Raw genomic sequence first — 11,436 nt, 5'->3', positions numbered from 1 at the left:
AGGAACTAAAGCGCCGCATCCGACAGACTGCTGCCTGACCAACCGCGGTCAAGCAGTCAGAGACGTCGACCTGTCACCCCGACCCGTGATTCGGAAGGGCTAGGGCGCCGCCACTCCTGGTTTGTGGTGGGCGTGTCCGCTGCATGGATCGGTGACATCTCGACGTGCCCCATTGTGGGCGGAATGCTGCGCTGGTGTCCGCCATGCGCACCCTCTCGCTTTGGGCGCCGCCCAGTCCCGTGGGCCGCACTGGGCCGCAGAGCAACGAGAAACGGCCCCTGACACTGGAAGACGTTGGAAGGTGTCTTGGCAGGTCAGGGGCCGTCTTCAGGCACTCATCCGGTGGGCATCGCCCACGCGGGACTAGATGTCGTAGTAGAGCTCGAACTCGTGCGGGTGGGGCCGCAGCTGGACCGGGGCGATCTCGTGGGTGCGCTTGTAGTCGACCCAGGTCTCGATCAGGTCCGGGGTGAACACGTCGCCCTTGGTGAGGAAGTCGTGGTCGGCCTCGAGGGCCTCCAGGACGGCACCGAGGGACGTGGGCACCTGGGCGATCTCGGCCATCTCGTCCGGCGGGAGCTCGTAGATGTCCTTGTCGATCGGGGCAGCCGGCTCGATCTTGTTCTGTACGCCGTCGAGGCCGGCCAGCATGAGCGCGGAGAACGCCAGGTACGGGTTGGCCGACGGGTCGGGGAAGCGGGTCTCGATGCGCTTCGCCTTCGGGTTGGTGCCCGTGATCGGGATGCGGACCGAGGCCGAGCGGTTGCGCGAGGAGTAGACCAGCGAGATCGGGGCCTCGTAGCCCGGCACCAGGCGGTGGAAGGAGTTCACCGTCGGGTTGGTGAAGGCGAGGACCGCGGGCGCGTGGCGCAGGATGCCGCCGATGTACCAGCGGGCGGTGTCGGAGAGGCCGGCGTACCCGGTCTCGTCGTAGAACAGGGGAGCCCCGTCCTTCCACAGCGACTGGTGCACGTGCATGCCCGAGCCGTTGTCGCCGAAGATCGGCTTCGGCATGAAGGTGACCGACTTGCCCTGCTCCCACGCGGTGTTCTTGATGATGTACTTGAACTTCATGACATCGTCGGCGGCCTTGAGCAGCGTGTCGAAGCGGTAGTTGATCTCCGCCTGGCCGGCCGTGCCGACCTCGTGGTGGGCCCGCTCGACCTGCAGGCCGACGGCCTCGAGGTTGGCGCTCATGTCGGCGCGCAGGTCCGAGTAGTGGTCGTACGGCTCGACCGGGAAGTACCCGCCCTTGAACCGGGTCTTGTAGCCGAGGTTGTCGCCCTCGGCGCCCGAGTTCCACCAGCCCTCGATCGAGTCGATGTGGTAGTAGCCCTCGTTCGCGCCGGTCGAGTAGCGGACCTGGTCGAAGATGTAGAACTCCGCCTCGGGGGCGAAGAACGCGGTGTCCGCGATGCCGGTCGAGGCGAGGTAGGCCAGCGCCTTCTTGGCGATGTTGCGCGGGTCGCGCGAGTAGGCCTCACCGGTGATCGGGTCGTGGATGAAGAAGTTCATGTTCAGCGTCTTGCGCTTGCGGAACGGATCGACGTACGCCGTCGTCGGGTCCGGGAAGAGCGCCATGTCGGACTCGTTGATGGCCTGGAAGCCGCGGATCGAGGACCCGTCGAAGCCGAGGCCGTCGTCGAAGACGGACTGGTCGAAGGACGAGACCGGCACCGTGAAGTGCTGCATGATGCCGGGCAGGTCGCAGAAACGGACGTCGACCATCTCGACGCCCTCGTCCTTGATGAACTTCAGAAGTTCGTCGCTGTTGTTGAACATGGTGGGCACCCTACTCCCGCCCCGAACGGCCTCCGAGGGCGCCGTGAGACGCGTAACACACCTTTAACCTCGCGACGCGGACGAGGAAATCTGGCCGCCCTGGAATAGACGTGACCCGCCAACCCGGCGGGGCGCCCCTAGGGTTCCGCTGCTCCGGCAGGCCTGGTCCGAGAGGGGAGACGGGGAAGCACCTCGTTCCACGGCGGGACAAAAGCCCGGGAGGCCGAAGGGGCCCGCCGTGCGCTGCACCCGGGTCCTCCTCCGAGGAGGTACCACTCGTGAACGACCACTCCGCCCGGGCCACCACGGCCACCGCCGACCGCGTCAGCGACGCCGACCTCACCGCCCTGGGCTACCGCCCCGAGCTGGTACGCCGGGTCGGCTCGTACGCCTCCTTCGCCGCCGGCTTCTCCTTCGTCTCGATCATGACCACCGTCTTCCAGCTCTTCGGGCTCGGCTACTCCTTCGGCGGTACGGCGTTCTTCTGGACCTGGCCCGCCGTCTTCGCCGGCCAGCTGCTGGTCGCCCTCTGCTTCGCCGAGCTCGCAGCCCGCTACCCGCTGTCCGGCGCCATCTTCCAGTGGTCCCGCCGCTTGGGAGGTACGACGGTCGGCTGGTTCGCCGGCTGGACGATGGTGATCGCGCAGATCATCACCCTGGCCGCTGCCGCGATCGCGCTGCAGGTCGTGCTCCCCAGCGTGTGGAGCGGCTTCCAGCTCGTCGGCACCCAGACCTCGGTGGCGAGCAGCGACGGCGCCGCCAACGCGGTCGTCCTCGGCGTCGCGCTCCTGGTCGTCACGACCCTGCTCAACGCGCTGTCCGTCCGCGTCACCGCGATCGTCAACAGCGTCGGCGTCACCTGCGAGCTTGTCGGCATCGTGCTGCTCGTCGTGCTCCTGCTCGTCCACCACGAGCGCGGTCCGGGCGTCGTCCTGCACCACGTCGGCCTCGACCACTCGACCGGGTACGTCGTCCCGCTGCTCGTCTCCGCGCTGATGGCCGCCTACGTGCTGGTCGGCTTCGACTCCGCGGGCGAGCTGGCCGAGGAGACCCACAAGCCGCGCGCCACCACGCCTCGGACGATCATCCGCGCCGTGGTCCTGTCCGGCGTGGGCGGTGCGTTCGTCATCGTCGCCGCGCTGATGGCCGCACCGAGCCTGACCGACGGCAACCTCGGCGTTGGCGGCCTGCCCTACGTGATCACCAGCCAGCTCGGCACCTTCTGGGGCAAGCTGCTGCTGCTCGACGTCGCCGTCGCCGTGACCGTGTGCACCCTCGCGATCCAGACCGCCGCCGCTCGGATGATCTTCTCGATGGCCCGCGACCACGTGCTGCCGGCCTCGGACCAGCTGGCCAAGGTCTCGCCGCGCTTCGGCACCCCGCTGCTCGCGACGGTCGTCCCCGGCGTCGGGGCGGCGCTGTGCCTGGTGGTGAACATCGGCAACGCCGGCCTCTTCCTCGCGCTGACCAGCGTCTGCATCATGCTGCTCTACATCGCCTACCTGCTGGTGACGGTCCCGCTGCTGATCGCACGGATCGCCGGCCGTCTGCCCACCGGCGGCGCTGACGAGGACGGCAAGCCGCTGTTCAGCCTCGGCCGAGCCGGTCTCGCCGTGAACGCCGCCGCGGTGATCTTCCAGGTCCTGATGGCGGTCAACCTGGGCCTGCCGCGCGCCGAGGTCTACGACCCGTTCGGCGAGGGCTGGTTCGTCCACTACCTCCCGGTCATCGTCCTGGCGCTCACCTACGGCCTGGGCTACCTGGCCTACCGGTCGAAGCGCTCGGCGTACCGCACCGCGGTGGGGTTCGGCGCCATGGCGGGGGAGGCGGCATGACGCTGTTCTCCCACGAGGTCCCCGGGGGAGCGGCGTGGTCCACGCCGGTCCGCGCCCACCGCACAGTGACCCTGACCGCCCTCGGCGACGACGCCTGCTGCTCGGTGCTGATCTTCGCGGCCGACCGGATCGACCGGCTCAACGTCCCGGACACGCTCAAGGCCCAGATGTCCGCTCGCATCACGCCGCCGATGGTCCTGATGTCGGACCGCGGCCTCGCGCTCGCATCCGTCACCGGCTCCACCCTCGACTGGCACGACGCCCTCGGCGGCTTCGGCCACGACGCCCACCTCGCCCGCTTCGGCGGATCCACCTACCAGGACGACCGCAACGACTGGCGCCGCTCGGCACGCACCGGCCTGGTCAGCGAGCTCACCAAGCACGGCATGGACGAGCGCGATCTGCACGGACCGGTCAGCTTCTTCAGCCGGGTCGACGTCGCCGACGACAGCCGCGCCAGCCTCACGTACGCCGGCGGCCACTCGCGCGCCGGTGACACGGTCACCCTGCGCACCGAGGTCGACGTGCTGCTCGTACTCTCCACGGCGCCGCACCCGCTCGACCCGGGGGAGTACGCCCCGGCCGGCGTACGCATCGACGTGGCGCTCGCCGATCCACCCGACCCCGACGACGATCCGTCGTGGTCCTGGCGCGACGAGAGCGCCCGGGCGCTCGAGATGAGCCGGAGGGTCCTGGCATGAGCGCGACCCCCACCCCGACGTACGAGCTCGTCGTCGGGGCCGGCGATGGTGCCCTCGTGCGGGTCCCGGCCGGCGGCCGCCTGCGCATCGTCGACCTCGAGGGCAACCAGGCGGCGGACTCGCTGCTCTTCGACGCGGCCGACGTCCGCAACCGCTACTCCGCCTTCGACACCGTCCGCGAGCAGGGCGCGGTCTACTTGACCACCGGCTCGCGGCTGCTCTCCACGCGGCTCGACGAGCTGGCCGTCATCACCGATGACACGGTGGGCCGTCACGACACCATCGGTGGCGCGTGCGCGCAGGAGTCCAACGTCATCCGGTACGGCGAGCACACCCGCCACCAGCACGCCTGCCGCCAGACCTTCCTCGCGTACGGCGCCCAGGTCGGCATCGGGCCCCGCGAGCTCGGGCACAACATCAACTTCTTCATGAACGTGCCGGTCAGCCCGGACGGCGACCTGCACTTCGACGACGGGCTCTCCGCCCCGGGCCGGTACGTCGAGCTGACCGCCTCGCGCGACATCTGGTACCTGCTGTCCAACTGCCCGCAGCTCAACAACCCCTGCAACGGCTGGAACCCCACCCCGGTCAAGCTCGAGGGGTGGTGGGCATGACCGCGCTCGCCAGCGTCCCGATCGCGCCGCAGCTGAGGGCGACCGCCGCCATCACCGTCGTCGACCCGGGCGTCCAGACCACCGTCCAGGACGCCGAGGGCCGGCCCGGCTACTGGGGTGTGGGCGTCCCGCCCTCCGGTGCGTACGACGAGCTGACGTTCACCCTCGTCAGCGCGGCTGTCGGCAACCCGCACCTCGCCGCCGGGCTGGAGTGCGTGGTCCGCGGGCCGGTGCTGCGCTTCGACGCCGACCGCCTCGTCTGTCTCGGCGGCGGCATCACGTCGGCGACCGTCGACGGCCGTCCCCTCCCGGTCGGTGAGGTACGCCGGGTGCGGGCCGGCCAGGTCCTCGACGTGGGCCCGGTCGACGGCCCCGGCATGCGTGGGTACGTCGCGGTGCGCGGTGGGATCGACGTACCGCGGGTGCTCGGGTCGCGGGCGACCTTCGTGCTCGGTGAGTTCGGGGGAGTCGAGGGCCGTCCGCTGCGGGCGGGCGACGTCCTCGCGCTCGGCCGGGAGGAGAACCTGCTCGCCCCGACGTGCGTCGGCGGGCACCTGCCGGACCTGGTGACCGACTGGTCGCTCCGGGTGATCCCCGGGCCGCAGGGCGCGCCGGACTACCTCACCGAGGACGGCGTGGCGGAGCTGTTCGCCGCGACCTGGACCGTGGACCACCGTGCCGACCGCACCGGCATCCGGCTGCTCGGCCCGTCGCCGCGGTGGGCACGGACCGACGGCGGCGAGGCCGGCCTGCACCCGTCCAACCTGCACGACTCCGCCTACCCGGTGGGCGGGATCATGCTCTCCGGGGACACCCCCGTCATCGTCGGCAAGGACGGCCCGTCGCTGGGAGGCTTCGTCGTCGCGGCGGTCGTCATCGGCGCCGACCAGTGGCAGCTCGGTCAGCTCCGGCCCGGCGACACCGTGCGCCTCGTGCCCGTGACGCCGGAGGAGGCGGACGCGGCCATGGCGCAGCGACGCGACCTGCTGGCGTCGCTGCGGCCGGTGGCGGGGGCGAGCACCCCGCGCCCTCGCGCCACCGCCGGTACGGCGGCCCACGCAGCCGCCTCGTGCGCGCGACCGGAACCCCTGGCCTCCTGCGAGGCCCGGGGCGCGGCACCCGCGTTCACGATCCGCCGCTCCGGCGACCGGCACCTGCTCGTCGAGGCGGGACCCACCGAGCTCGACCTGACCATCCGGGTCTGGATCCACCTGCTCGCCGAGGCACTGCGCGGCGAGCACCTGGTCGGCGTCACCGAGGTCGTCGAGGGCGTGCGGTCGGTGCTCGTCCGCGTCGACGACGACGTCCTCGGGCTGACGGCGCTCGCGGAGCTCCTCGTCACCCTGGCCGACGGCCTCGCCGACCCGGCGACCGTCGAGCTCCCGGTGCGCGAGGTGTTCCTGCCGATCGCGTTCGACCACCCCGAGGCGCACGAGGCCATGCGGCGCTACCGCACGGTCAACCCGACCGCACCGTGGAACCCCGACAACGTCGAGTTCATCCGCCGGGTCAACGACCTCGCCGAGCGTGACGAGGTCTTCGACGTGGTCGCGCGGGCGACGTACCTCGTCGTGGGGCTGGGCGACGTCTACCTCGGCGCGCCCGTGGCCGTGCCGATCGACCCGCGGGACCGCCTGGTCACGACCAAGTACAACCCTGCGCGCACCTGGACCCCGCAGAACGCCGTCGGCATCGGCGGCATCTACCTGTGCGTCTACGGCATGGAGGGGCCGGGCGGCTACCAGCTCGTCGGCCGCACGGTGCCGATCTGGCGGCTGCTCGCTGACCAGCCCGACCGCGACCCGCAGCCCTGGCTGCTCCGGCCCTTCGACCGGCTCCGGTTCGTGCCGGTGACCGTCGAGGAGCTCGCCTTCCACCGCGCCGAGATGAAGGCCGGCCGCGCCGACCTCGTCACGCGCCCGGCGACCTTCGGCATCGCCGAGGTGCGGGCCATCGAGGCCGCGGCCGCCGACGAGATTGCAGCGGTCCGGTCGACCCGCAGGGCCGCGTTCGAGGCCGAGCGGAAGCGGTGGGGCGCATGAGCGCGGTGTGGATCAGCCGTGTCCCCGAGGACGTCGGTACGGCGCTCGCCGCGACCGACGGCCCGCTGACCGGGCTGCGCTTCGCGATCAAGGACAACATCGACCTGGTGGGGGTGCCGACCACGGCCGCCGACCCGCGGCGCACGACGCCCGCGACGACGTCGGCCACCGCGGTCGGCCTCCTGCTCGCCGCCGGTGCGGTGCCCGTGGGGAAGACCAACCTCGACCAGTACGCCACCGGCCTGGTCGGCACGCGCTCGCCGTACGGCGCCTGTACGTCGGTCTTCTCGCCGCTCCACGCGAGCGGCGGCTCCAGCTCGGGCAGCGGCGTGGCCGTCGCGCGCGGCGAGGTGGACTTCGCCCTCGGCACCGACACCGCCGGCAGCGGCCGGGTGCCGGCCGCGTTCAACGAGGTGATCGGCGTCAAGCCGTCCAAGGGCCTCGTCTCGACGACCGGCGTGGTGGCCGCCTGCCGCTCGCTGGACTGCGTGTCCGTCTTCGCCCGCGACCTCGGTACGGCGCGGCGGGTGCTCACCGTGCTCGCCCAGCCGGACCCGACCGACCCCTACAGCCGGTCCCTGGCGCAGAGGCCCACACCGGCCCGCCCCGTGGTGGGGGTCCCGGACGGTCCGCTCGACCTCGACCCGCAGCACGCGGCGGCCTGGGAGGAGGCACTGCTCCTCGCGGGCAAGCTCTACGACGTCGTCGAGGTCCCGGTCGACGCCTTCCTCCAGGCCGCCCGGCTGCTCTACGAGGGGCCCTGGGTGGCCGAGCGCCAGCTCGCCTTCGGGGACGCGCTCGACGAGGACCCCGCCGTCGACCCGACGGTGCGGGCGATCGTCGCCGGCGCCCGGTCCAGCGCGGTCGACGCCTTCGCCGGGTTCCACCGGCTCGCCGAGCTCGAGGCCCGGACGCGTCCGGTGTGGGAGGTCGCGGACGCGCTGCTGCTCCCCGTCACCCCGACCCACCCGACCCTCGCGGAGATCGCCGCGGACCCGGTCGGCGTCAACAGCAGGCTGGGCACGTTCACCAACATGACGAACCTGCTCGACCTGTGCGCGATCGCCGTGCCCGGGCCGCGCCGCGAGGACGGCCTGCCCTTCGGCGTCCAGCTGCTCGCACCCGCGGCGGGCGACCTGCTGCTGCTCGACCTCGCGGCCACGTGGCTCGGCGCACCGGTCCCCGAGCCGGGGGAGCGGCCCGGGTGGACCGTGCTCGCGGTGGCCGGAGCGCATCTGTCGGGGCAGCCGCTCAACGCCGACCTGGTGGCCCGTGGTGGGGTCCTCGTGGAGACCACGAGCACCGACCCGTCGTACCGCATGTACGTGGTCGAGGGACCCGTCCCACGCCCCGGCGTGACCCGCGTGCCCGATGGGTCGGACGGCCCCGGGCTCGAGGTCGAGCTCTGGGCCCTGCCGGACCCGGCCGTCGCCGGCTTCCTGGCCACCATCGCCCCGCCCCTGGGCCTCGGCCCGGTCCGGCTCGCCGACGGCCGGCAGGTGACGGGGTTCGTCGCGACGGCCGACGCCGTCGATCCAGAGCGCGACATCACCGCACACGGCGGCTGGCGCGCCTGGCTCGCCTCGCGCTGAGCGGGGGAGACGCAGCGAGGGCCGGGGGATCACCCCCGGCCCTCATCGCGTTCGGCTTGCGTCAGCGGATGAAGAGCATCTCCTGGTACGTCGGCAGCGGCCACAGGTCGTCGGCGATGAACGTCTCGATCTCGTCGGCCGCCTCGCGGATCTGCAGCATGGCGGGCAGCACCACGTCGCGGTAGTGCTTCGCCTCGTCCAGACCCTCGAGCTCGTGGGCGCTCGCCTTGGAGGCGTCCAGCGCGGCCACACCGGCACGCAGGGCGGTGATCATGCCGGTCACGGTGTGCAGGTCGGCGGTGTCGGGCTCGATGCCGGCGGCCTTGAGCGCGGCGGCGTTGGCGGCGAGCTCGGTCTGGTAGCGGAGCGCGGCCGGCAGGATCGTGGTCTTGGCGATCTCACCGGTCAGGTTCGCCTCGACGTTGATCGCCATCAGGTACTGCTCGAGGGCGACCTCGTAACGGGCCTCGAGCTCGGCCTCGTTGAAGACGCCGTACTTGCTGAAGAGCTCCTTGGCCTCCGGGGTCTGGTACTCCGGGAGCGCGTCGACCGTCGTGTCGAGCTTCTTCAGGCCACGGTTCACGGCCTCCTCGTGCCACTCGGTCGAGTAGCCGTTGCCGTTGAACACCGCGGCGCCGTGCTGCTCGATGACCTTCGCGAGAACGGCCTGGACGGCGGCGTTGAACTCGGTGCCGGCGGCGACGGCGGCCTCGATCTCGGTCGCCAGGTAGTCGAGCGCCTCGGCCATGATCGTGTTGATGATGACGAGCGGGGCGGCGACGGTCTGGGCCGAGCCGACGGCACGGAACTCGAAGCGGTTGCCCGTGAACGCCATCGGCGAGGTGCGGTTGCGGTCGCCGGCGTCCTGGGTGAGGACCGGGAGGCTGTCGACACCGACGGACAGCACACCCTTCTGCTTCGAGGAGGTCGCACCGCCCTTCGCGATCTGCTCGAAGACGTCCTGCAGCTGGTCGCCGAGGAAGATCGAGATGATGGCCGGCGGGGCCTCGTTGGCGCCGAGGCGGTGGTCGTTGCCGGCCGAGGCGATCGAGACGCGGAGCAGGCCGCCGTACAGGTGGACAGCGCGGATCACGGCGGCGCAGAACACCAGGAACTGCGCGTTGTCGTGCGGGTTGTCGCCGGGGTTGAGGAAGTTGCCCTGGTTGTTGTTGCCGAAGGAGAAGTTGACGTGCTTGCCGGAGCCGTTGACGCCCGCGAACGGCTTCTCGTGGAAGAGCGCCTCGAAGCCGTGACGCTTCGCGATCGCCTTGAACGTCGACATGATCAGCTGCTGGTGGTCGGCGGCCAGGTTGGCCTTCTCGAAGACCGGCGCGATCTCGAACTGGCCGGGCGCGACCTCGTTGTGACGGGTCTTCGCCGGGACGCCGAGCTTGAACAGCGCGCGCTCGGTGTCGAACATGAAGTTCTGGACGCGCTCCGGGATCGCACCGAAGTAGTGGTCGTCGAACTCCTGGCCCTTGGGCGGCTTGGCGCCGAACAGGGTGCGGCCCGCGTTGAGCAGGTCGGGGCGGGCGTTGACGAAGGAGGTGTCGACCAGGAAGTACTCCTGCTCCGGGCCGCAGTAGGACACGACGTTGTCGATGTCCTTGTGGCCGAAGAGGGCCAGGACGCGCTTGGCCTGGTCCGACATCGCGTTCTGCGAGCGCAGCAGCGGGGTCTTGTAGTCGAGGGCCTCACCGGTCATCGAGACGAAGATCGTCGGGATGCAGAGGGTGGAGCCGTTGGCGCTCTCGAGGATGTACGCCGGCGACTGGACGTCCCAGCCGGTGTAGCCGCGTGCCTCGAAGGTGGCGCGGATGCCGCCGTTGGGGAACGACGACGCGTCCGGCTCGCCCTGGACGAGGATCTTGCCCTGGAACTCCCAGATGGCCGTGCCGTCGCCGACCGGCTCCATGAAGGAGTCGTGCTTCTCGGCGGTCAGGCCGGTGAGCGGGTAGAAGACGTGCGCGTAGTGCGTCACGCCCTTCTCCATCGCCCAGTCCTTCATCGCGGCGGCGACGACGTCGGCGATGGCCGGGTCGAGCTTCTCGCCCTTCTCGATGGTGGCGGCGACCGACTTGTAGACCGACTTCGGGAGGCGCTTGGCCATGACCGGGAGCGAGAAGACGTTCTCGCCGAAGATCTCGGGCGAGTCGCCCTTGCCGTCGAAGAACGCGGCGGGCGCCTCGTTGGCCTCGATCTCGCGGATCGCACCCAGGCGGGTCGGGTTGGCGGTCATGTGCACTCCTCCAGGAACGCGCGCGTGCGCGTCCGGTCGACGGTGGGTTCGAGCCGGAGGCTACGAATCCCACGTTTCACGGAGTTGCTCGATTGTTTCGGGAATGTAAACAAGTCGCGGACCAGGGCCGACCGCTGGGTGACCTGGCTCACGGCCCTACCCTGATCCGGTGCCCGCGACGACTCCTGCTGCCGCCGTTCCCGACGCCCCGTGGATCCGGCGGATGCTGGCGTTGTTCGTCGACTGGCTGATCTGCACCCTCGTCGTGGCCGCGTTCGTGGGCCCCAGCGCGATCCCGTTCGTCACGCTGTTCACCCACGACAACCCCGACCCGAGCTCGACCAGCTGGGTCACCATCGCCTTCGTCTGCGAGTCGACGGTCATGACCTGGCTCGGCGGCGGCTCCCTCGGCAAGCTGCTGACCGGTCTCTGCGTGATCCCCGCGGACGGGCGGCTGCGTCGCCTGAACCCGGCCAAGATCATGCTGCGCCAGATCCTGATCCTGCTCGTCATCCCGCCGCTGGTGTTCCGCAACGACGGCCGCGGTCTGCACGACCTCGCGGCCGGTACGTCGACGGTCACCTTCGCCACGATGCGCAGCCTCATGGGTCCGCGCGGGCGATAGGACCAG

At 71.0% G+C, this 11,436-nt stretch carries 8 protein-coding genes and 1 riboswitch; of the genes, 6 read left to right on the top strand and 2 right to left on the bottom strand.

Annotated features, from left to right (window positions below; translation table 11 throughout):
• Positions 1-363: 363 nt before the first annotated feature.
• A complete protein-coding gene (gene glnA / locus ACYVAQ_RS14815; protein ID WP_460790914.1) occupies positions 364-1,782 on the bottom strand; it encodes a type I glutamate--ammonia ligase in 1,419 nt (472 codons plus the stop codon).
• Positions 1,783-1,908: 126 nt separating this feature from the next.
• Positions 1,909-2,006, top strand: a riboswitch (guanidine-I (ykkC/yxkD leader).
• 54 nt (positions 2,007-2,060) lie between these two features.
• Here glnA and ACYVAQ_RS14810 point away from each other — a divergent pair.
• Genes ACYVAQ_RS14810 through atzF form a run of 5 tightly spaced genes read left to right on the top strand, consistent with a single transcriptional unit; the run spans position 2,061 to position 8,566 of the window.
• Positions 2,061-3,617 (top strand): APC family permease, encoded by a 1,557-nt coding sequence (locus ACYVAQ_RS14810; protein WP_460790912.1) that lies wholly within the window; start codon positions 2,061-2,063, stop codon positions 3,615-3,617.
• Positions 3,614-4,318: a DUF1989 domain-containing protein gene (locus ACYVAQ_RS14805; protein ID WP_460790910.1), complete on the top strand. Its 705-nt coding sequence runs from the start codon at positions 3,614-3,616 to the stop codon at positions 4,316-4,318. The genes ACYVAQ_RS14810 and ACYVAQ_RS14805 overlap by 4 nt, the downstream gene beginning before the upstream one ends.
• The gene (locus ACYVAQ_RS14800; RefSeq protein ID WP_460790908.1) at positions 4,315-4,932 is read left to right on the top strand and encodes a DUF1989 domain-containing protein; all 618 of its coding nucleotides are present in this window, start codon (positions 4,315-4,317) and stop codon (positions 4,930-4,932) included. Before ACYVAQ_RS14805 ends, ACYVAQ_RS14800 begins: the two co-directional genes overlap by 4 nt.
• Positions 4,929-6,974: a 5-oxoprolinase/urea amidolyase family protein gene (locus tag ACYVAQ_RS14795; RefSeq protein ID WP_460790905.1), complete on the top strand. Its 2,046-nt coding sequence runs from the start codon at positions 4,929-4,931 to the stop codon at positions 6,972-6,974. Before ACYVAQ_RS14800 ends, ACYVAQ_RS14795 begins: the two co-directional genes overlap by 4 nt.
• A complete protein-coding gene (gene atzF, locus ACYVAQ_RS14790; RefSeq protein WP_460790903.1) occupies positions 6,971-8,566 on the top strand; it encodes an allophanate hydrolase in 1,596 nt (531 codons plus the stop codon). Before ACYVAQ_RS14795 ends, atzF begins: the two co-directional genes overlap by 4 nt.
• Positions 8,567-8,627: 61 nt before the next feature.
• Here the strand turns inward: atzF and ACYVAQ_RS14785 are convergent, their stop codons facing one another.
• Positions 8,628-10,805, bottom strand: coding sequence for a glutamine synthetase III family protein (locus ACYVAQ_RS14785; protein ID WP_460790900.1), 2,178 nt, complete (start codon positions 10,803-10,805; stop codon positions 8,628-8,630).
• Positions 10,806-10,974: 169 nt separating this feature from the next.
• On the opposite strand from ACYVAQ_RS14785, the gene ACYVAQ_RS14780 reads away from it, so the two are divergent.
• On the top strand, positions 10,975-11,430 hold the full coding sequence (locus tag ACYVAQ_RS14780; protein WP_460790898.1) for an RDD family protein: 456 nt from the start codon (positions 10,975-10,977) through the stop codon (positions 11,428-11,430).
• Positions 11,431-11,436 lie beyond the last annotated feature (6 nt).

This window comes from Nocardioides maradonensis, from assembly GCF_054777115.1.
This window is presented reverse-complemented; position numbering and strand designations above follow the sequence as displayed.

Excerpts from the sequence above, each read along its gene's own strand:
- ACYVAQ_RS14795 (WP_460790905.1), top strand. The coding sequence starts at position 4,929 with ATGACCGCGCTCGCCAGCGTCCCGATCGCGCCGCAGCTGAGGGCGACC.
- ACYVAQ_RS14785 (WP_460790900.1), bottom strand. The coding sequence starts at position 10,805 with ATGACCGCCAACCCGACCCGCCTGGGTGCGATCCGCGAGATCGAGGCC.
- atzF (WP_460790903.1), top strand. The coding sequence starts at position 6,971 with ATGAGCGCGGTGTGGATCAGCCGTGTCCCCGAGGACGTCGGTACGGCG.
- ACYVAQ_RS14805 (WP_460790910.1), top strand. The coding sequence starts at position 3,614 with ATGACGCTGTTCTCCCACGAGGTCCCCGGGGGAGCGGCGTGGTCCACG.
- ACYVAQ_RS14800 (WP_460790908.1), top strand. The coding sequence starts at position 4,315 with ATGAGCGCGACCCCCACCCCGACGTACGAGCTCGTCGTCGGGGCCGGC.
- glnA (WP_460790914.1), bottom strand. The coding sequence starts at position 1,782 with ATGTTCAACAACAGCGACGAACTTCTGAAGTTCATCAAGGACGAGGGC.